Source organism: Pantoea sp. SYBGC1 (assembly GCF_057197005.1).
Window position 1 is genome coordinate 88,244 of sequence record NZ_JBXUNM010000003.1, and the last position, 19,066, is coordinate 107,309.

20 protein-coding genes are annotated in these 19,066 nt (G+C 60.3%); 10 read left to right on the plus strand and 10 right to left on the minus strand.

The window, feature by feature from the left end; all coding sequences use genetic code 11:
* Genes bioD through bioB form a run of 4 tightly spaced genes read right to left on the minus strand, consistent with a single transcriptional unit; the run spans window position 1 to window position 3,585 of the window.
* Window positions 1–669, minus strand: coding sequence for a dethiobiotin synthase (bioD, locus tag AC2CF9_RS07650; protein ID WP_484556690.1), 669 nt, complete (start codon window positions 667–669; stop codon window positions 1–3).
* A complete protein-coding gene (gene bioC, locus AC2CF9_RS07655; RefSeq protein WP_484556691.1) occupies window positions 666–1,421 on the minus strand; it encodes a malonyl-ACP O-methyltransferase BioC in 756 nt (251 codons plus the stop codon). The genes bioD and bioC overlap by 4 nt, the downstream gene beginning before the upstream one ends.
* Complete coding sequence (gene bioF, locus AC2CF9_RS07660; protein WP_484556692.1) at window positions 1,405–2,553, minus strand: 8-amino-7-oxononanoate synthase; 1,149 nt, start codon at window positions 2,551–2,553, stop codon at window positions 1,405–1,407. Before bioF ends, bioC begins: the two co-directional genes overlap by 17 nt.
* Entirely contained in the window at window positions 2,554–3,585 is a 1,032-nt protein-coding gene (bioB, locus tag AC2CF9_RS07665; RefSeq protein ID WP_094112175.1) for a biotin synthase BioB, read from the minus strand.
* Window positions 3,586–3,671: 86 nt separating this feature from the next.
* Between bioB and bioA the strand changes: the two genes are divergently transcribed.
* On the plus strand, window positions 3,672–4,964 hold the full coding sequence (gene bioA / locus AC2CF9_RS07670; protein ID WP_484556693.1) for an adenosylmethionine--8-amino-7-oxononanoate transaminase: 1,293 nt from the start codon (window positions 3,672–3,674) through the stop codon (window positions 4,962–4,964).
* A gap of 66 nt (window positions 4,965–5,030) precedes the next feature.
* The gene (locus tag AC2CF9_RS07675) at window positions 5,031–5,507 is read left to right on the plus strand and encodes a kinase inhibitor (protein WP_150018290.1); all 477 of its coding nucleotides are present in this window, start codon (window positions 5,031–5,033) and stop codon (window positions 5,505–5,507) included.
* Between the two features lie 69 nt (window positions 5,508–5,576).
* Here the strand turns inward: AC2CF9_RS07675 and pgl are convergent, their stop codons facing one another.
* On the minus strand, window positions 5,577–6,563 hold the full coding sequence (pgl, locus tag AC2CF9_RS07680) for a 6-phosphogluconolactonase (protein ID WP_484556694.1): 987 nt from the start codon (window positions 6,561–6,563) through the stop codon (window positions 5,577–5,579).
* A 148-nt stretch (window positions 6,564–6,711) separates the two neighbouring features.
* Between pgl and AC2CF9_RS07685 the strand changes: the two genes are divergently transcribed.
* Window positions 6,712–7,530, plus strand: a complete 819-nt coding sequence (locus tag AC2CF9_RS07685) for a pyridoxal phosphatase (protein WP_484556695.1) — start codon at window positions 6,712–6,714, stop codon at window positions 7,528–7,530.
* A gap of 15 nt (window positions 7,531–7,545) precedes the next feature.
* Here AC2CF9_RS07685 and modC read toward each other — a convergent pair whose 3' ends face one another.
* From modC to AC2CF9_RS07705, 4 genes are all read right to left on the minus strand, one after another.
* Window positions 7,546–8,604 (minus strand): molybdenum ABC transporter ATP-binding protein ModC, encoded by a 1,059-nt coding sequence (gene modC / locus AC2CF9_RS07690; protein ID WP_150018287.1) that lies wholly within the window; start codon window positions 8,602–8,604, stop codon window positions 7,546–7,548.
* Window positions 8,604–9,296 (minus strand): molybdate ABC transporter permease subunit, encoded by a 693-nt coding sequence (gene modB, locus AC2CF9_RS07695; RefSeq protein ID WP_150018286.1) that lies wholly within the window; start codon window positions 9,294–9,296, stop codon window positions 8,604–8,606. The genes modC and modB overlap by 1 nt, the downstream gene beginning before the upstream one ends.
* Window positions 9,293–10,066 (minus strand): molybdate ABC transporter substrate-binding protein, encoded by a 774-nt coding sequence (gene modA / locus AC2CF9_RS07700; RefSeq protein ID WP_484556696.1) that lies wholly within the window; start codon window positions 10,064–10,066, stop codon window positions 9,293–9,295. The genes modB and modA overlap by 4 nt, the downstream gene beginning before the upstream one ends.
* Window positions 10,067–10,217: 151 nt before the next feature.
* Window positions 10,218–10,376, minus strand: a complete 159-nt coding sequence (locus tag AC2CF9_RS07705; RefSeq protein ID WP_039383289.1) for an AcrZ family multidrug efflux pump-associated protein — start codon at window positions 10,374–10,376, stop codon at window positions 10,218–10,220.
* Window positions 10,377–10,494: 118 nt separating this feature from the next.
* Between AC2CF9_RS07705 and modE the strand changes: the two genes are divergently transcribed.
* From modE to gpmA, 6 genes are all read left to right on the plus strand, one after another.
* Window positions 10,495–11,277: a molybdenum-dependent transcriptional regulator gene (gene modE, locus AC2CF9_RS07710; RefSeq protein WP_484556697.1), complete on the plus strand. Its 783-nt coding sequence runs from the start codon at window positions 10,495–10,497 to the stop codon at window positions 11,275–11,277.
* A gap of 74 nt (window positions 11,278–11,351) precedes the next feature.
* A complete protein-coding gene (gene modF, locus AC2CF9_RS07715) occupies window positions 11,352–12,836 on the plus strand; it encodes a molybdate ABC transporter ATP-binding protein ModF (protein WP_484556698.1) in 1,485 nt (494 codons plus the stop codon).
* Window positions 12,837–13,094: 258 nt separating this feature from the next.
* The gene (gene galT / locus AC2CF9_RS07720; RefSeq protein WP_484556699.1) at window positions 13,095–14,138 is read left to right on the plus strand and encodes a galactose-1-phosphate uridylyltransferase; all 1,044 of its coding nucleotides are present in this window, start codon (window positions 13,095–13,097) and stop codon (window positions 14,136–14,138) included.
* Entirely contained in the window at window positions 14,139–15,287 is a 1,149-nt protein-coding gene (gene galK, locus AC2CF9_RS07725) for a galactokinase (protein ID WP_150018281.1), read from the plus strand. It abuts the gene before it with no gap.
* On the plus strand, window positions 15,281–16,315 hold the full coding sequence (gene galM / locus AC2CF9_RS07730; protein WP_484556700.1) for a galactose-1-epimerase: 1,035 nt from the start codon (window positions 15,281–15,283) through the stop codon (window positions 16,313–16,315). Before galK ends, galM begins: the two co-directional genes overlap by 7 nt.
* Window positions 16,316–16,465: 150 nt before the next feature.
* The gene (gpmA, locus tag AC2CF9_RS07735; protein WP_104084674.1) at window positions 16,466–17,218 is read left to right on the plus strand and encodes a 2,3-diphosphoglycerate-dependent phosphoglycerate mutase; all 753 of its coding nucleotides are present in this window, start codon (window positions 16,466–16,468) and stop codon (window positions 17,216–17,218) included.
* Between the two features lie 57 nt (window positions 17,219–17,275).
* Here gpmA and aroG read toward each other — a convergent pair whose 3' ends face one another.
* Entirely contained in the window at window positions 17,276–18,328 is a 1,053-nt protein-coding gene (gene aroG, locus AC2CF9_RS07740) for a 3-deoxy-7-phosphoheptulonate synthase AroG (protein ID WP_484556701.1), read from the minus strand.
* A gap of 296 nt (window positions 18,329–18,624) precedes the next feature.
* Here aroG and AC2CF9_RS07745 point away from each other — a divergent pair, with 296 nt between their 5' ends.
* Entirely contained in the window at window positions 18,625–18,978 is a 354-nt protein-coding gene (locus tag AC2CF9_RS07745) for a YbgS-like family protein (RefSeq protein ID WP_150018358.1), read from the plus strand.
* Window positions 18,979–19,066: the final 88 nt, after the last annotated feature.

Below are 19,066 nucleotides of genomic sequence, written 5' to 3' on the forward strand. Positions count from 1 at the left end.
TCAGGGCAGCGTCAGGTAGCGTCCGCAGGTCGCCTGCTCCGCTTCCGACGCCAGCCAGGGGATTTCACCCAGAAACGGCGCGTCGATGCGCTGGCGCAGCGACGCAATATATTCACGATGCCGCTTGCCCGGCGGCTGAATATCGTTCGCGATCCAGCCTGCCAGCGGTAAGCCGGCTGCCCTGATCGCCGCGGCGGTCAGCATGGCGTGATTAATACAGCCCAGCTTTACGCCCACCACCAGTATCACCGGCAGCTGCTCTGCGATGACCCAGTCCGCATAGGTCTGCGTCTCAGAAAGCGGCGTAAACCAGCCGCCCGCGCCTTCAACCAGCAGCCATTCAGCCTGCGCTTCGACGCTGCGCAGACCCGCTGAGAGCTGTGCAAAGTCGATCGGCCTGCCCTCTTCCGCGCTCACGATATGCGGTGAGGTCGGCTCCATAAATGCCAGCGGGTTAACCTGTTCATAGCGCAGCGGCACGCTGCTGTAGCGCTGCAGCGCCAGCGCATCGCTGTTGCGCACGCCCTCCGCCGTCATTTCACAGCCCGACGCTACCGGTTTATACCCTGCCGTACGCAGCCCGGCCGCGCTGGCCGCCTGCAGCAGCGCGCCGCTGGCGACTGTTTTTCCCACTTCGGTGTCGGTTCCGGTGATAAACCAGCGTTTCATTTTTGCAAAACTCCATACATCAGGTGATAAGTGAGGCGATAGCCCTGTTCATCCTGCGGCCAGTGCCGCTCAAGCTGCGCCAGCTGCTGACGCGTCAGTACGCTGTTGCTGCGTCCGCCGTGCAGGTGGGTCGCGCCAATTCCCTTCAGCGAGCGCATCGCACTCAGCGCATCCGGAAAGTGCAGCGTAATAATCTGCTGTGTGCTGCGCAGCAACTGCCCACGCGCGGCAGCGGTAATCTCACCGGCCTGAAGAAAGCGGTTGGCGTGACGACGGGAATCTATCGCTGCCCATGCGCAATCCACCTCCGGCAGCGATCCCGCCAGCAGCGTGGAAAAAAGCGCGGTGCCGCCGGGCCGCAGCACGCGATAAAACTGCTGCAGAGCCACGCTCAGATCGCTGCTCCACTGCACCGCCAGGTTGCTCCAGACGCCATCCATGCTGCCGTCCGCCAGCGGCAGCCGGTCGATATCGCCCTGCAGATAATGGTGCGCCGATCGCTGCGCGCGCGCGGCGGTCAGCATCGGCAAGGAGAGATCGAGTGCAGTTACCCGGCGGTCGCGATCGCGCCAGTACCGGCTGTACCAGCCGGTGCCGCAGCCGGCATCGAGCAGGTGCGGACCGAATCCGGCTGGCGCACAGGCCAGCAGCGCATCGCCGCTCAGGCGCTGCAGCGCAGCGTGCTGCTCATAGTGCGGCGCGGCGCGGCCAAACGCCTGCGCCACCGCCTGCTTATTAACCTGCAGCGTCATACAGCGCCTCCAGCAGCGCGTCGATATCTTCCGGCTCATGCGCCGCCGTGAGGGTAATGCGCAGCCGGGACGTACCGGGCGGCACGGTGGGCGGGCGGATGGCGCTGACCCAGCACCCCGCCTGCGCCAGCCGCTGCGAGAGCGCCAGCGCGGCCGCGTTTTCACCCACGATCAGCGGCTGAATGGCACTCTCGGAGGCGGGCAGCACCCACGGCAGCTGCGCCGCACCGGCGCGAAAGCGGCTGATATTGGCCCGCAGTCGTGCCCGCAGCGCATCGCCCTGCTGCACCTGCTGCAGCGCCGCCAGCAGCGCGCAGCACTGCGCTGGCGGCATGGCGGTAGAGTAAATAAGGTGGCGCGAGAACTGTTCAGCGTAATCGGCGGTCGCATCATCGCACAGCAGCGCCGCGCCGCTGACGCCAAAGCCTTTGCCAAACGTCACCACCAGCAGCTCGGGTTTCACCTGCTGCTGCCAGCAGCTGCCGCGCCCCTGTTCACCGCTCACGCCAATGCCGTGCGCGTCATCGACCAGCAGCCAGCCGCCCGCAGCCCGGGTCGCCGCAGCGATCTCTGCCAGCGGTGCAGTGTCGCCATCCATGCTGAAAACGCCTTCGGTGACTACCAGCGTGGCGCCCGCCCCCGGCTGCGCCAGCAGCTTTTGCAGACTTGCCGGCTGATTATGTGCAAAACGCCGCAGCGTGGCCGGGCTGTGACTGGCGGCATCCAGCAGCGACGCGTGCGCCAGTTTATCCGCCACGATGCGGTCCTGCTTTTGCGCCAGCAGATGCACAATCGCCTGATTAGCGGCAAAGCCGGAGATAAACAGCAGCGCGCGTGAATAGCCGAGCCAGCCTGCCAGCTGCTGCTCCAGCTCTGCGTGATAACGGCTATAGCCGGTCACATGCGCGGACGCCCCTGCCCCGGCTCCCGCCTGCGCCGCACCCTGCTGCCAGGCCGCAATCACCGCCGGATGCCGGCTCAGCCCGAGATAGTCGTTACCGGAGAAGTGGCGATAGCGCTGACCGTCCAGCGTAATTTCCCGCACGCTGTTCTGCTCAATACAGCGCCGGTAGCGCCAGCCATCCGCGCTCCGGCGCGCCTGCAGCGCCCCGGTAATACGTTCAGCCCACATTTACACCGCCGCGTTGTAAAACTGCGGCGTATCGGCCTCAGCCAGCTGTGCCTGCAGCTGATGCTGCTGCGCGTTATCCCCGCTCGCGGTTGTGGTATGTTCCGGATTCAGCCCCAGCTTGCGGAACAGGATCAGATCTTTATCCTCCTCCGGATTGGGCGTGGTCAGCAGTTTGCAGCCATAGAAAATAGAGTTAGCGCCCGCCATAAAACACATCGCCTGCGTCTGCTCGCTCATCTGCTCGCGCCCCGCTGAGAGACGCACGTGTGAAGAGGGCATCATGATGCGCGCTACGGCGATAGTGCGAATAAAATCAAACGGCTCCACGTCAGCGTTATCCGCCATCGGCGTGCCTTTGACTTTTACCAGCATGTTGATCGGCACGCTCTCTGGCGGCACCGGCAGGTTTGCCAGCTGCACCAGCAGTCCGGCGCGATCGGTGACCGTTTCACCGAGGCCGACAATGCCGCCGGAACAGACCTTGATACCGGCATCGCGCACTTTATCCAGCGTATCGAGACGCTCCTGATAAGTCCGGGTGGTGATAACGCTGCCGTAGAACTCCGGTGAGGTGTCGAGGTTATGGTTGTAGAAGTCGAGCCCGGCCTCTGCCAGACGCTGCGCCTGGGTTTGCTCCAGCGTTCCCAGCGTCATGCAGGTTTCCATGCCCAGCGCTTTCACGCCCTGCACCATCTGCTCCAGATAAGGCATATCGCGCTCGTGCGGGTTTTTCCACGCGGCGCCCATGCAGAAACGGCTGGAGCCGGCGGCTTTGGCTTTGCGCGCCGAGGCGAGCACCGCCTCAACTTCCATCAGCCGTTCAGACTCCAGTCCGGTTTTATAGCGCGCGCTCTGCGGGCAATATTTACAATCTTCCGGGCAGGCGCCGGTTTTTATCGACAGCAGCGTGCTGACCTGCACCTGGCGCGGGTCAAAATGCTGGCGATGCACCTGCTGCGCCTCAAACATCAGTTCCAGAAAAGGTTTATCAAACAGGGCCTGAGCCTGAGCCAGCGTCCAGCGGTTAGCCATTACATACTCCAAAAAAGGGATTCATCCCGACGATTATCGTGGTTATACTTGTAAACTAAATCTTTTCAAAATGGTTTACAAGACAGATGTTCACGCCTGACGACCTCAATTTTGACCGCCAGCATATCTGGCATCCCTACACCTCAATGCGCGATCCGCTGCCCTGTTATCCTGTGGTCGCCGCGCAGGGCTGCCAGCTGCAGCTGGCGGATGGACGCGAGCTGGTTGACGGTATGTCCTCGTGGTGGGCGGCGATCCACGGCTACAACCATCCGCGCCTTAACCAGGCGCTGCAGCAGCAGATGACGCAGATGTCGCACGTGATGTTTGGCGGCATTACCCATCCGGCAGCGGTCGCGCTGTGCCGTCAGCTGGTGGCGATGACGCCTGAAGCGCTGGAGTGCGTGTTTCTGGCTGACTCCGGCTCCATTGCGGTAGAGGTCGCGATGAAAATGGCGCTGCAGTACTGGCTGGGGCGCGGCGAAAAGCGCCAGACATTCCTGACCCTCAGGCGCGGCTATCACGGGGATACGTTTGCGGCGATGGCGGTATGCGATCCGGAAAACTCAATGCACAGCCTGTGGCGCGGCTATCTGCCGGAGCATCTGTTTGCCGCTGCGCCGCAGTGCGGTTTCACTGATACATGGGATGATGCCGATTTCAGCGACTTCGCCCGGCTGGCGGAACAGCACCATCGCGACATTGCCGCGGTGATCCTGGAACCGATCGTGCAGGGTGCGGGCGGGATGCGCTTTTACCATCCGCGCTATCTGCAGCAGGTGCGGGCGCTGTGCGATCGCTACGGGCTGCTGCTGATCGCCGATGAGATCGCCACCGGCTTCGGCCGCAGCGGCAAGCTGTTTGCCTGCGAACACGCCGGCGTGACGCCCGATATTTTATGCCTCGGCAAAGCGCTGACCGGCGGGATGATGACGCTCGCCGCCACGCTGACCACGCGTGAGGTGGCTGACACCATCAGCCGCAGCGCGGCGGGCTGCTTTATGCATGGCCCGACCTTTATGGGCAACCCGCTTGCCTGCGCGGTCGCGGCTGAAAGTCTGGCCATGGTGGCTGAAGGCGGGTGGCAGACGCAGGTCGCGGCTATCGGGCAGCAGCTGCAGCGGGAGCTGCTGCCGCTGCAGGCGCATCCCGCCGTGGCGCAGGCGCGCGTGCTGGGTGCCATCGGCGTTATCGAAACGCATCAGCCGGTGAATATGGCCGCGCTGCAGCAGTTCTTTGTTGAGCGCGGCGTCTGGATCCGTCCGTTTGGCCGGCTCATCTATCTGATGCCACCTTATCTGATTTCTGCTCAGGCGCTGAGCCAGCTCACCCGCGCCATTCGGGACGCGCTGGATCACGCCGGCCATTTTCAGCCCTGACGCCGCTGGCATCTGCTGCGGTTTTGCACCATGATGGCCTTCCGCGATTAGCAAAAAGGAGGAGTTATGCGCCTGTTTAGCCAGGATTTTAACGACGGCGATAAGATGCCAGAGCGCCACGTGTTTAACGGCATGGGTTATCAGGGCGATAACCTGTCGCCCCATCTCGCCTGGGATGAGGTGCCGGAAGGCACTAAGAGCTTTGTGGTCACCTGCTACGATCCCGATGCGCCCACCGGTTCCGGCTGGTGGCACTGGGTGGTAGCCAATATTCCGGCTGACGTCACCGTGTTGCCGCAGGGTGCCGGTTCCGGCGTGGCAGAGCTGCCTGAAAGCGCTATCCAGACCCGTACCGACTTCGGTCAGACCGGCTACGGCGGTGCCGCGCCGCCGCAGGGAGAATCACACCGCTACATTTTCAGCGTGCACGCGCTGGACGTGGAGACGCTGGAGGTTGATGAAGGTGCCAGCGGTGCAATGGTCGGCTTTAACGTGCATTTCCATGCGCTTGCCAGCGCTTCGATTACGGTAAAATACGCCTGATCGCATCGGGCGCGCCTCGCTGCGCGTCCTGATAAAGGTCGCCTCTGAGGGCGACCTTGCATGACATCATCACGCCAGCGCGAGGATCGCTACCCACATCGGCCCCTGCCCGACCGCGTAACGCGCCAGCGGCTGCAGCAGGCCACGCTCCGCAATCCGGTAGACTTCAATATGATGCGATTTCTGTCCCGCTGCGACCAGGTAAGCGCCACGGTTATCGATATTAAAACCGCGCGGCTGCGTTTCCGTTGGCTGATAGCCCTCAATGGTCAGCGCATCGCCCGCTTCACTAATGCTAAATACCGTAATCGTGCTGCTGGTGCGATCGCAGGCGTAGAGCGAGCGGCCATCCGGTGTGATATGAATATCTGCCGCCCAGCGTGTGCCGCTGAAATCAGCCGGCATCATATCCAGACTCTGTACGCACCTCATCTCGCCCTGCAGTGACCAGACATCCACCGTGCTGTTGAGTTCATTGACCACATAGCCATAAGCGCCGCCGGGATGAAACGCCATATGACGCGGGCCTGCACCTGCGGCGGTCGTGACGTCTGCCTGCGCGCACGGCGTCAGCGTGCCATCCTGATGCAGCTGAAAACGGCAGATGCGATCCTGCTTCAGCGCCGGCACCAGCAGCGTCTCGTTATTCAGGTCGATGTTGGCGGAGTGGCATCCCTCAAGGCCGTTGATCACCTGCGACGGAGCCTGCGGCAGTCCGTTCTCATCCAGCGGAGTGATGCTGACGCAGGCGTCGTTATAGGAGCCGCAGAAGAGAAACCGGCCTTCGCGATCGGTGGAGATATGCGTCGGGCTGCCTGGCAGCGGCGCGTCACCCGCCAGCGTCAGCGTTCCGTCTGCCGCGATACGGTAGGCGAGCACGCGAAAATCGGGACGTACGCCCACATAAAGAAAATCTTTTTTCGGGCTCACCACCATTGGCTGCACCTGACCGGCCACATCGGTAACCTGCAGTAGCGTCAGCGCGCCATCTTCCTGAAGCTGCCAGGCGTGGATCTGCTGGCTCTCGGGACTGGCGGTATACACGACTTGTTTCATGCGTTTTTCCTTATTCGCTGCCTGATGAAAGGGATAACTGTAGCCTGTTTCAGCCGGCTACGCTGGCGGGATTTTTGCCCGCTTTTTTGTCTCAGCGCGGCTGGCAGGTGTAGACTTGATGCCTGGTTATTCAAAGACGGAACCCGTAATGAGCTATCGCGTAATCGCCCTCGATCTGGATGGCACCCTGCTGACACCCAATAAAACTATTCTGCCTGAATCGCTGGAGGCGCTGGCCCGCGCGCAGCAGGCGGGCGTTAAAGTGCTGATCGTCACTGGCCGCCATCACTGCGCTATCCACCCTTTTTATCAGGCGCTGCAGCTGGATACACCCGCAATCTGCTGTAACGGCACCTATTTGTATGATTATCAGGCAAAAAAAGTGCTGACCTCCGATCCGCTGGCGAAAAGTCAGGCTGTCCGGGTGATAGAGATGCTCGACGAGGAGAACATCCACGGTCTGCTGTACGTTGACGATGCTATGCTCTACCAGGAGCCGACCGGCCACGTCACGCGCACGCTGAACTGGGCGCAATCGCTGCCGGAAGCGCAGCGTCCGCTGTTTCTGCAGGTGCCCAGCCTGGCGCAGGCGGCGCAGGATGCTGAAGCGATCTGGAAGTTTGCCCTGTCACATCCGGATACCCGCGCATTACAGCAGTTTGCTGAACGTACCGAAGCGGAGCTGGGCCTGGCGTGCGAATGGTCATGGCACGATCAGGTTGATATCGCCCAGGCGGGTAACAGTAAAGGCAAACGCCTGGCGCAGTGGGTGGAGAGCCAGGGCTTCAGCATGCAGGAGGTGCTGGCGTTTGGCGACAACTATAACGACCTTAGCATGCTGGAGCAGGTGGGGCTGGGCGTTGCGATGGGCAACGCCGATGACGCCATCAAAGCGCGCGCGGCAGAGGTGATCGGCACTAACCTTGAGCCGGGCATTGCTGAGATTATTCGCCGGGAAGTGCTGTGACGGCAGCCCTGTTCGTCAGGCGATAACTGAAACGCTTTTGAGCTGGACATAGAGCCACTGATCGACGCGAATGCCCAGCTCATCGCGTGCCCACGGCGTGATGCGTGCCCAGAGCTCGCTGCTGCCGATGCGGACCCGGACTTCAACCTGATCGTCAATATCCAGCAGCTCCATGACCTGCGCAGGCAGAATGTTACGTACGGAGGTATGCTGGGCCGGCTGCAGCGCCAGTGAGACATCGGCTGACGCGATGCGAATACGCAGCGTGCTTTTTGCCGGCAGATTAACGCGACTCACCCAGATATGCTGATCCCCCAGCAGCAGTGCGGTCATGGGATAGTAAGGATGCTGCTCCAGCACCTGCACGCGCAGCACGCTGGTACGTTCGCTGACCGGCAGCCAGGGACGCATTGCGCTGCTGCTCCAGACTTTTTCCAGCGGGCCTGCCGCTTTAACGCTGCCGTTATCCAGCACCAGCACGTTGTCCGCGAGCTGCACAATCTCATCCAGGCTGTGCGAGACGTAGAGCACCGGTACGGCAATCTGTTTTGTCAGCTGCTGCAGCCACGGCAGCAGCTCGCGCTTGCGCGGCAGATCCAGTGACGCCAGAGGTTCATCCATCAGCAGCAGATCGGGCGCGCTCAGCAGCGCCCGGCCAATCGCCACGCGCTGTTTTTCACCGCCTGAAAGCGTGGCCGGAAAGCGATCCAGCAGCGCATCCAGCCCCAGCAGCGTTACCAGCTGCGCAAACTGCGGCTTCATTGATGCGGCCATGCTGTACTGCAGATTGCCGCGCACCCGATAGTGCGGAAAGAGTCGCGCGTCCTGAAACACATAGCCGATACGCCGCTGCTCCGGCGGCAGATTGATGCCGCGCGCGCTGTCAAACAGCAGCCGGTCATTGATCTGTATGCGGCCCTGCTGCGGCTGCGTCAGACCGCTGATAGCGTTGATCAGCGACGTCTTACCCGCGCCCGAGACGCCAAACACGGCGGTAATACCGTGCGCCGGCAGCGTCGTATCCACCTCCAGCAGATGGTCACCCAGCCGCTGTGAAAACTGCAGCGTCAGCATCAGGCGATCCCCCAGCGTTTGCGGCCCCAGCGCGCCAGTAATTCTGACGCCACCAGCGACAGCAGCGCCAGGGCGATAGCCACCGCACAGAGCCGCGCGGCGGTGCTTTCTGCACCCGGCGTTTCAATCAGGGAAAACATCGCGGAAGGGATAGTACGGGTTTCGCCGGGGATACTGGAGACAAAGGTAATCGTGGCGCCAAACTCCCCCAGTGAACGGGCAAACGCCAGCACGGTACCGGCAATAATGCCCGGCAGCGTCAGCGGCAGCGTAATAGTGAAAAAGACCCGCCAGCGCCCCGCTCCCAGCGTTCGCGCGGCCTGCTCCAGCCGGGTATCCACCGCCTCCAGCGCCAGCCGGATGGCGCGCACCATCAGCGGAAATGCCATCACCGCCGCCGCCAGCGCTGCGCCGCGCCAGCTGAAAGCGAAGGTAAAGCCAAACCACTCCCAGAGCCAGGCACCGATCGCGCCGCGACGTCCCAGCGCCAGCAGCAGCAGATAGCCCACCACCACCGGCGGCAGCACCAGCGGCAGATGCACCAGGCTATCGAGCAGCGTTTTACCCGGAAAACGGCAGCGTGCCAGAATCCACGCCATGAGAATGCCAAACGGCAGGCTGCACAGCACCGCCACGCAGGAAACTTTCAGGCTGAGTGCAACAGCCTGCCATTCGGGATCGCTCAGTATCATTTTTTCGGCGTAAATCCATACTGTTTAAAAATAGCCGCGGCCTCAGGCCCCTGCAGATAGTGCCAGAACGCGCTGACCGCTGCATTCTGATGCGCTTTGACTATAGCCATCGGATACTCCACCGGTGGATGAGAGTCGGCGGGAAAACGCCCGGCCACAACAACCCCTTTACTCGCGACGGCGTCAGATCCATATACGATGCCATAGGGGGTTTCGTTACGCTCAACCAGCGCCAGCGCGGCGCGCACGTTGCTGGCTGGCGCAAGCTGTGACGCGAGCTGCTGCCAGGCGCCCAGCTTCTGCAGCGCTGCTTTGGCGTAAATTCCGGCGGGCACATGTGCCGGATCGCCCACCGCCAGGCGCTGCCCCTGCAGCAGATTTTTCCAGTTGGTGGCGGCAGAGATCGCTACGGGTGCCGTGCCGGCAGCTACAGGCGCGATCAGCACCAGATCGTTACCCAATAGCGTTACGCGCGTCTCTGCTTCAATACTCTGCTTTGCCGCCGCGTCATCCATCCACTGCTGATCGGCAGAGATAAAGAGATCGGCCGGCGCGCCCTGCTCAATCTGGCGTGCCAGCGTGGAGGAGGAGGCAAAAGAGGAGACCACTTCGGTCCCGCTCTGCTGCTGATACCGGGTCGCGATCTCCTGCAGCGCATTGGTCAGTGATGCCGCAGCAAACACCGTAATTTTATCAGCCGCCACCGCCTGGCCCGCCAGCGAAAAGGTCAGCGTAGCCGCGGCCAGCCAGTAAGAAGATTTGTTCAGCATGTCAGACTCCCTGTTTCGTTGTATACGGAATGATACAACGCCTGGGCAGATGCCGCTATGCGCAGCATGCGGATAAATGTCATCAGAGTGGGTATCGGCAGGAGCGTGCGGAAATTGATAAAAAAACGCCCGCAGCGTGCGGGCGGGTCAATCAGTGCTGTGAGCTTTTCGCCGGGCGGTCATTGCGGCGGCCAAATTTGGAGATAATGTTAAACACCTCTCCGAGGCCGTAAATCAGACCCAGCATAATCGCCATCACAATCGGCACCATGATGACCGCGACGGCCAGGCTTTTTATCAGTTCCAGCATGGAAACCTCACGCAGAATTTAAAAAAGTGATTGTAGCGGCAGCGGAAAAAAAGGCACTGCCCTTTTCGTGCTTTTACTTTACGCCGTACACTACCCGCTTCCGACTAAAGGAGCTGACATGCAAGCCGATCTCTCACTTCATATTCGTCTTCAGCAGAAACTGTTTGCCGATCCGCGCCGTATTGAACTGCTGCGGCGGGTTGCTGAGACGGGATCAATCAGTCAGGGTGCCCGGCTGGCGGGCATCAGTTATAAAAGCGCCTGGGACGCCATCAACGAGATGAACCAGCTGGCGGATGAGACGCTGGTTGAGCGGGCTACCGGCGGCAAAGGCGGTGGCGGCGCCCGTCTGACGCGCTATGGCACACGGCTGATCCAGCTGTTCGATCTGCTGGCGCAGATCCAGCAGAAAGCGTTTGATGCCCTGCAGCAGGATAACCTGCCGCTCGACAGCCTGCTGGCGGCGATTGCGCGCTTCTCGCTGCAGACCAGCGCGCGTAATCAGCTGTTTGCCACCGTGCGCAGCCGTGATAACCGGCCGGTGCAGCAGCATATTGAGGTGGTACTGGCCGATGGCGTGACCCCGGTTAACGTGGCGCTGACCGCGCGCAGCGCGCAGCGGCTACAGCTGGTACCCGGAAAAGAGGTGCTGGTGTTGATTAAAGCGCCGTGGATCCGGCTCGGTGACGAAGGTGAACCCGACGATAACGCCCTCTCTGCCCGGGTCAGCGCCATTGAAGAGGGTGAAGAGATGAGCGAAGTGCTGCTGACGCTGAGCGGGGGTGAAACGCTGTGCGCTACCCTGAGCGCAACGCAGCTGGCGCAGCAGCCGCTGCGGCCAGGCGACGCTGTCACCGCCTGCTTCAGCGCTGAACAGGCGATTATTGCCACGCTAATCTAACGCTTCTGCCCTGATTGACTTCCGCTGCAGCGGCCGTTACAACAGTAATAACGCTGCATAAAACGGAATACATCATGTCTTTATTGCAAATTTCGCAAGGCACATTTCATCTTAGTCACCATCGTGCGCTCAGCATTGACGCGCTGACCATACAGCGCGGTGAAAGCTGGGCCTTTGTTGGCGCTAACGGCAGCGGTAAATCTGCCCTGGCCCGGGTGCTGGCAGGTGAACTTGACGCGGGGAAAGGCCACTTCAGCAGCGATTTTCGCCGGCCGATCCGCCTCTCATTTGAGCAGCTGCAGCAGCTGGTGAGTGAGGAGTGGGAGCGCAATAACACCGATATGCTCAGCGAAGGGGAAGAAGATACCGGCCGCACCGCTGCAGAGATCGTCCAGGCGGACGTCAGCGATGAGGTTCGCTGCCGCGCACTGGCGCAGCAGTTTGGTATCCAGGATCTGCTGCCTCGCCGCTTTAAATATCTCTCGACCGGTGAAACCCGTAAAACTCTGCTTTGTCAGGCGCTGATGGCAGAGCCGGATCTGCTGATCCTGGATGAGCCGTTTGACGGGCTGGACGTCGCGTCGCGCGCCAGCCTGAGCGCGCTGCTGCAGCAGCTGCATACGCAGGGCTATACGCTGGTGCTGGTGCTGAACCGGTTTGAGGATATCCCCGATTTCATTCAGCAGGCGGGCGTGCTGGCAGAGTGCACCCTGACCCACGCCGGTGACCGCAGGACGCTGCTGGCGGAAGCGCTGGTGGCCCAGCTGGCGCACAGTGAGCGGCTGCAGGGCATGGCGCTGCCGGAGGCAGATCGCCCCGATCTGCTGCCGGCGCTGGCCGCTGAGACCCCGCGCGTGATACTGCGTCATGGCCGGGTCGCCTATGACGATTGCCCCATCATCGATAACCTCAGCTGGCAGGTTAACGCCGGCGAACACTGGCAGATTACCGGGCCAAACGGCGCCGGCAAATCCACCCTGCTTAGCCTGGTGACCGGCGATCATCCGCAGGGCTACAGCAACGACTTAACGCTGTTTGGCATCCGGCGCGGCAGCGGCGAAACCATCTGGGATATCAAGCAGCATATCGGCTACGTCAGCAGCAGCCTGCACCTTGACTACCGGGTAAGCTGCAGCGTGCGCACCGTGGTGCTCTCCGGCTTTTTTGACTCGATTGGCCTTTACCAGGCCGTTTCAGAGCGGCAGAAAGCGCTGGCGCGTCAGTGGCTGGCGCTGCTCGGCATGGATAACGCGCTGGCAGATGCCCCTTTTCACAGTCTCTCCTGGGGTCAGCAGCGGCTGGTGCTGATTGCGCGCGCGCTGGTTAAACATCCCGCCCTGCTGATTCTGGATGAGCCGCTGCAGGGGCTGGACCCGATTAACCGTCAGCTGGTACGCCGCTTTACGGATGTGCTGATTGGTGAAGGCCGCACCCAGCTGCTGTTCGTCTCGCACCACGCTGAAGATGCGCCGCGCTGTATTACCCATCGCCTCAGCTTTGTCAAAACCCCGCAGGGTTACTGTTATCAGCAGGAGGCATTGCGCGCGCCGCAGCCCTGACCGCCTTCTGTCCCGCTTACTCTGCAATGCCGATCGCCTGCTCCGTCAGGCAGGCGGTCGGTGCCTCACCCGCCAATGTAATCGCTACCACTAATCTGTGCTAAATTTGAATTCGTCCGTTTCACAGACCGCAAAATTAAGAATAAGCGACTTGTGTAAACGATACCATTTATCCAGACTTGATCACGCTTTTGCCTGCGGGCATATGCTAGTTTGAGCGCAGAAAACGTTTACTGTTTGCCGTTACCAGGACAAGTTATGCAAAAATTTAATCCGGTGGATCATCCGCATCGCCGCTATAACCCGTTAACCGATCAGTGGGTCCTGGTGTCACCGCACCGGGCGAAACGCCCGTGGCAGGGGGCGCAGGAGACGCCAGCGCGTGAGACGCTGCCGGCGCACGATCCCGACTGCTTCCTGTGCGCGGGCAATACCCGTATCACCGGTGATAAAAACCCTGATTACACTAACACCTATGTCTTTACTAACGACTTTGCTGCGCTGATGGAGGAGACCCCGGATGCGCCGCAGAGCGACGACCTGCTGATGCGCTGTGAAAGCGCCCGCGGCACCAGCCGGGTGATCTGCTTTTCGCCCGATCACAGCAAAACGCTGCCGGAGCTGTCGCTGAGCAACCTTGAAGCTATTGTCGCGACCTGGCAGCAGCAGAGCGCTGAGCTGGGGCAGCACTATCCGTGGGTGCAGGTGTTTGAGAACAAAGGCGCGGCCATGGGCTGCTCCAATCCGCATCCGCACGGTCAGATCTGGGCCAACAGCTTTCTGCCTAATGAAGCGCAGAAAGAGGATGATAACCAGCGCCGTTACTATGCCGAAAAAGGCACGCCGCTGCTGCTGGATTACGCGGCACGCGAGCAGCACGACGGCAGCCGTACCGTTGTGGAGACGGCGCACTGGATCGCCGTGGTGCCGTGGTGGGCCGCCTGGCCGTTTGAAACCCTGCTGCTGCCAAAAACGCACGTAAAACGCCTGACCGAACTCAGCGCAGCGCAGAGCAGCGACCTGGCGCGCGCGCTTAAGCTGCTGACCAGCCGCTATGACAATCTGTTCCAGTGCTCATTCCCCTACTCGATGGGCTGGCACGGCGCGCCGTTTACCGAAGAGGCTGACGATCACTGGCAGCTGCATGCGCACTTCTATCCACCGCTGCTGCGCTCGGCAACGGTGCGTAAATTTATGGTCGGCTACGAAATGCTGGCTGAAACCCAACGTGATTTAACGGCGGAGCAGGCAGCAGAACGTCTGCGCTCTGTCAGCGATATCCATTTTCGTGAGGCGCAATAAATGTCTTTAAAATCGACAACCCGCCAGCTGTTCGCTGACACCTTTGGTTATGCTGCCACCCATACCATTCAGGCGCCGGGCCGCGTCAATCTGATTGGTGAACATACCGATTACAATGACGGCTTTGTGCTGCCGTGCGCTATCGATTATCAGACGGTGATCGCCTGCGCCCGCCGCGACGATCGTCAGGTACGGGTGATCGCCATGGATTATGACAACCAGCAGGATAGCTTCTCGCTGGATGCGCCGATCGAACCGGTAAAAGAGCCGATGTGGGCCAACTATGTGCGCGGTGTGGTGAAGCATCTGCAGCAGCGTGACGCCGGCATCGGCGGCGTGGATATGGTGATCAGCGGCAACGTGCCGCAGGGGGCCGGCCTCAGCTCTTCTGCGTCGCTGGAAGTGGCCGTCGGCACGGTATTCCGTGAACTCTGGCAGCTGGATCTTGATGGCGCGGCGATTGCGGTCAACGGCCAGGAGGCGGAGAACCAGTTTGTTGGCTGTAACTGCGGCATTATGGATCAGCTGATTTCAGCGCTCGGCAAACAGGATCACGCCATGCTGCTCGACTGCCGCACTCTGGCGACCCGTGCGGTGCCGATGCCGGACAACGTCGCCGTAGTTATTATCAACAGCAATTTCCGCCGCTCGCTGGTAGGCAGTGAATATAATACCCGCCGCGAGCAGTGTGAGACCGGCGCGCGCTTCTTTAACAAACCGGCGCTGCGCGACGTCACGCTGGAGGAGTTTGAAGCACGCGAGCATGAGCTGGATAAGCTGGTGGCGAAGCGCGTGCGCCATGTTATTACCGAAAACGCCCGGACGCTGGAGGCGGCCGACGCGCTGAGTCAGGGCGATCTTGAACGCATGGGCGAGCTGATGGCCGCTTCCCACGCCTCTATGCGCGACGATTTTGAGATCACCGTGCCGGCAATCGATCAGCTGGTGGCGATTGTTAAACAGGAAGTGGGTCCGCACGGCGGCGTGCGCATGACCGGCGGCGGCTTTGGCGGCTGCATCGTGGCGCTGATGCCGGCAGAGCGGGTGGAGCAGGTCAGAGCGGCCGTGGCGGAAAAATATGAAGCGCAGACCGGTATCAAAGAGACCTTCTACGTCTGCAAAGCCTCAGAGGGAGCGGGTCAATGGTAAGCGACGTCAATTCCCATGCGCCAGACGGCCAGCCGTGGCGCATCACGGTTCTGCGCAACCGTCACGGCATGGTGGCCACCTTTATGGACTGGGGTGCCACCTGGCTTTCGGCGCGCGTGCCGATGCGGGATGGCAGCGTGCGTGAAGCGCTGCTGGGCTGCGCCACGCCGTCAGATTATCTGCATCAGGACGCCTATCTCGGCGCCACGATTGGCCGCTACGCCAACCGCATCGCGCAGGCTGAGCTAAAGACGCTTAATCTGAAGCTGGCTGCCAATCAGGGGCCGCATCAGCTGCACGGCGGTCCGGAAGGGTTTGACAAACGCCGCTGGCAGATTGTCAGCCAGAGCGACAGCAGCGTGCACTACCGACTCGACTCGCCGGATGGCGATCAGGGCTATCCGGGTAATCTTATCGCCTCGGTGACCTATGAACTGACGGAGGATAATACGCTGGCGATCCGCTATCAGGCGGAGACCGATCGCCCCTGCCCGGTTAATCTGACTAACCACGCCTACTTTAACCTTGATGCGCATCATGGCGACGCCCGCCAGCATCGGTTACAACTGCAGGCAGATCGTTACCTGCCGGTAGACAGCGCGGGCATTCCTGCTGCGCCGCTGAAAGCCGTTGCGGCGACCAGCTTCGACTTCCGCCAGCCTAAACGCGTGGCGGACGAGTTTCTGGCTGATGCCGATCAGCAGGCGGTCAAAGGCTACGACCATGCGTTTTTACTGAACGCGGCAGGCGACATTACGCAGTGTGCCGCCGGGCTATGGTCCGCTGACGGCGCGCTGCAGCTCAGCGTATTTACCACCGCACCGGCGCTGCAGTTCTACACCGGCAACTACCTGGCGGGAACGCGCGCCCGCGAGCAGGAGAGCTATACTGCATTCCAGGGCATCGCGCTGGAGAGTGAATTTTTACCCGATTCGCCTAACCATAGCGAGTGGCCGCAGCCCGATTGCTGGCTGCAACCCGGTGACATCTGGCGCTCAGAGACGCGGTATCGCTTTACGGCACATTGAGATGCCGGCTGAAAAACGCGCACTGCGCATGCGACAGACTTACGCCGTGCGCCGTTTTCCGCTATGGTATGGCGCTATCAGTGTGCCGCCGCCTCAGGCGGCCGCAGCCGGGTTCATTACTAATCTACTTAAGCATTAAGGAGTAAAGCTATGGCCGTAACTAAGCTGGTTCTGGTCCGCCACGGCGAAAGCCAGTGGAATCAGGAAAACCGCTTCACCGGATGGTATGATGTGGATCTCTCTGACAAAGGTCGTACCGAAGCAAAAGCGGCGGGTCAGCTGCTGAAGAAAGAGGGCTTCGTGTTCGATTTCGCCTACACCTCCGTGCTGAAACGTGCCATCCACACCCTGTGGAACGTGCTGGATGAACTGGATCAGGCCTGGCTGCCGGTAGAAAAAACCTGGCGTCTGAATGAGCGCCACTACGGTGCGCTGCAGGGTCTGGATAAAGCAGAAACCGCGGCTAAATATGGTGATGACCAGGTTAAGCAGTGGCGTCGTGGTTTTGCCATTACTCCGCCAGAGCTGGATCGCAGCGATGAGCGTTTCCCTGGCCACGATGCGCGTTACAAATCACTGACCGACGCGCAGCTGCCTACCACCGAGAGCCTGGCGCTGACCATCGACCGCGTTATCCCTTACTGGAACGAAACCATTCTGCCGCGCATTAAAAGCGGTGAGAAAGTTATCATTGCCGCACACGGTAACTCGCTGCGCGCGCTGGTAAAATACCTTGATAACATGAGCGAAGATGAGATCCTCGAACTGAACATCCCGACCGGCGTGCCGCTGGTGTATGAGTTCGATGAAAACTTCAAGCCAATCAAACACTACTATCTGGGTGATGCCGATGAAATCGCAGCGAAAGCCGCGGCTGTGGCAAACCAGGGTAAAGCGAAGTAACGTTTTGCAGTAAATCTGAAGGCCAGACGTCCGTCTGGCCTTTTTTATGCGTCACGCTTAGCCGCGACGGGTACGGATCGCCTGCGCCAGCTGACGCAGCGCCGTTTCCGTATCTTCCCAGCCAATGCAGGCATCGGTTACGCTCTGGCCGTACACCAGCGGTTTCCCGCTCTCCAGACTCTGATTGCCTTCTACCAGATGGCTCTCAATCATCACGCCGGTAATCGCCTGCTCGCCGCCGGCAATCTGCTGTGCCACATCTTCTGCCACAACCATCTGCCGCTGGAACTGCTTGCTGCTGTTGGCATGACTGAAATCGATCATCACCTGCGGACGCAGGCCCGCTTTTTCCAGCCCGCTCTTCACTGCTGCAACGTGCTCAGCGCTGTAGTTTGGCTCTCTGCCGCCGCGCAGGATGATATGGCAATCTTCGTTGCCGCGCGTCTCAACGATGGCCGAGTGCCCATATTTGGTTACTGACAGGAAGCAGTGCGGCGCGCTGGCCGCGCCGATGGCGTCAATCGCGACTTTGATCGTGCCGTCGGTGCCATTTTTGAATCCTACCGGACAGGAGAGACCGGAAGAGAGTTCGCGATGCACCTGTGATTCGGTGGTGCGTGCACCGATGGCGCCCCAGCTCATTAGATCGGCCATATATTGCGGCGTGATCATATCCAGAAACTCGCCGGCGGCCGGCAGACCGGTGTCATTGATATCCACCAGCAGCTTACGGGCCAGACGCAATCCTTCATTAATCTGAAAGCTGCCATCCATATGGGGATCGTTGATCAGCCCTTTCCAGCCCACCGTGGTGCGCGGCTTTTCAAAATAGACGCGCATCACCACTTCCAGCTCGCCGCTCAGCTCATCGCGCAGCGTCAGCAGGCGTGCAGCGTACTCTTTCGCCGCTGCCGTGTCGTGAATTGAGCAGGGACCGATCACCACCAGCAAACGATCGTCTTCGCCATGCAAAATCTGGTGAATGGCCTGACGCGCCTGCGATACGGTCGCCGCCGCGCGCTCCGTTGCCGGATATTTCTCCAGCAGCGCAACCGGGGGAAGTAACTCTTTGATCTCTTTAATGCGTAAATCGTCGTTCTGGTAATCCATACTTATTCCATTCAGATTTTTGCCCTGCGTGCGCCGGGCGTAACCCTTTCAATCTATCCCTTCAGGCGGCATGAGTAAATTAAGAGCGTGATGAAAATGCTTTTGTCTCATTTGCATTTATAGAGCCATAGACTAAGCTTTTTAAACGTAAGCACTGAGGAACGAGTCGCTTACACTATATATTTTTACGCCGAACACTCCTGACGAAATTTAATTTCGTTACGGCCCGCTTTTTTCGTCACACAGCACCCGTGGGTGTCAAACGGCAACTATCCATTTATTACAGGAGCATAATGATGAATAAGTTTGCAATTGTTTTTCTGACGGCAGCAATGACTCTGGGTAGCGGTGCAGCGATGGCTGCAAGCAATAATGGACAGGCCAACGCATCAGCTGAAGCGGGTGCGGCAGCGGGCGGCGCAAAACAGAATCTGCCACCGCACAATGTTGATAACAGTGATATCAACACCGGCAACACCAATACCAACGGCGCAGCAATGTCAGGCACTGAATCAGGCGACATGTCTGCCAAAGAGGTGCACAAAAACACCATGTGTAAAGATGGCCGCTGCCCGGACATGAACAAAAAAGTCGAAACCCAGACGGGTAGCGACAACGTGAATACCAAAACCGACGGCACAACTCAGTAAGAGATGCCTCTGCGGTAATCAGGGCGGGCGCAGGCTCGCCCTTTATTTTTTCCGGCCCCGCTTTTCCGCTATGCTAACCGCCATGAAA

Bases quoted from the DNA above. Each gene is read 5' to 3' on its own strand.
- bioD (WP_484556690.1), bottom strand. From the start codon at position 669: ATGAAACGCTGGTTTATCACCGGAACCGACACCGAAGTGGGAAAAACA.
- bioC (WP_484556691.1), bottom strand. From the start codon at position 1,421: ATGACGCTGCAGGTTAATAAGCAGGCGGTGGCGCAGGCGTTTGGCCGC.
- bioF (WP_484556692.1), bottom strand. From the start codon at position 2,553: ATGTGGGCTGAACGTATTACCGGGGCGCTGCAGGCGCGCCGGAGCGCG.
- bioB (WP_094112175.1), bottom strand. From the start codon at position 3,585: ATGGCTAACCGCTGGACGCTGGCTCAGGCTCAGGCCCTGTTTGATAAA.
- bioA (WP_484556693.1), top strand. From the start codon at position 3,672: ATGTTCACGCCTGACGACCTCAATTTTGACCGCCAGCATATCTGGCAT.
- AC2CF9_RS07675 (WP_150018290.1), top strand. From the start codon at position 5,031: ATGCGCCTGTTTAGCCAGGATTTTAACGACGGCGATAAGATGCCAGAG.
- pgl (WP_484556694.1), bottom strand. From the start codon at position 6,563: ATGAAACAAGTCGTGTATACCGCCAGTCCCGAGAGCCAGCAGATCCAC.
- AC2CF9_RS07685 (WP_484556695.1), top strand. From the start codon at position 6,712: ATGAGCTATCGCGTAATCGCCCTCGATCTGGATGGCACCCTGCTGACA.
- modC (WP_150018287.1), bottom strand. From the start codon at position 8,604: ATGCTGACGCTGCAGTTTTCACAGCGGCTGGGTGACCATCTGCTGGAG.
- modB (WP_150018286.1), bottom strand. From the start codon at position 9,296: ATGATACTGAGCGATCCCGAATGGCAGGCTGTTGCACTCAGCCTGAAA.
- modA (WP_484556696.1), bottom strand. From the start codon at position 10,066: ATGCTGAACAAATCTTCTTACTGGCTGGCCGCGGCTACGCTGACCTTT.
- AC2CF9_RS07705 (WP_039383289.1), bottom strand. From the start codon at position 10,376: ATGCTGGAACTGATAAAAAGCCTGGCCGTCGCGGTCATCATGGTGCCG.
- modE (WP_484556697.1), top strand. From the start codon at position 10,495: ATGCAAGCCGATCTCTCACTTCATATTCGTCTTCAGCAGAAACTGTTT.
- modF (WP_484556698.1), top strand. From the start codon at position 11,352: ATGTCTTTATTGCAAATTTCGCAAGGCACATTTCATCTTAGTCACCAT.
- galT (WP_484556699.1), top strand. From the start codon at position 13,095: ATGCAAAAATTTAATCCGGTGGATCATCCGCATCGCCGCTATAACCCG.
- galK (WP_150018281.1), top strand. From the start codon at position 14,139: ATGTCTTTAAAATCGACAACCCGCCAGCTGTTCGCTGACACCTTTGGT.
- galM (WP_484556700.1), top strand. From the start codon at position 15,281: ATGGTAAGCGACGTCAATTCCCATGCGCCAGACGGCCAGCCGTGGCGC.
- gpmA (WP_104084674.1), top strand. From the start codon at position 16,466: ATGGCCGTAACTAAGCTGGTTCTGGTCCGCCACGGCGAAAGCCAGTGG.
- aroG (WP_484556701.1), bottom strand. From the start codon at position 18,328: ATGGATTACCAGAACGACGATTTACGCATTAAAGAGATCAAAGAGTTA.
- AC2CF9_RS07745 (WP_150018358.1), top strand. From the start codon at position 18,625: ATGAATAAGTTTGCAATTGTTTTTCTGACGGCAGCAATGACTCTGGGT.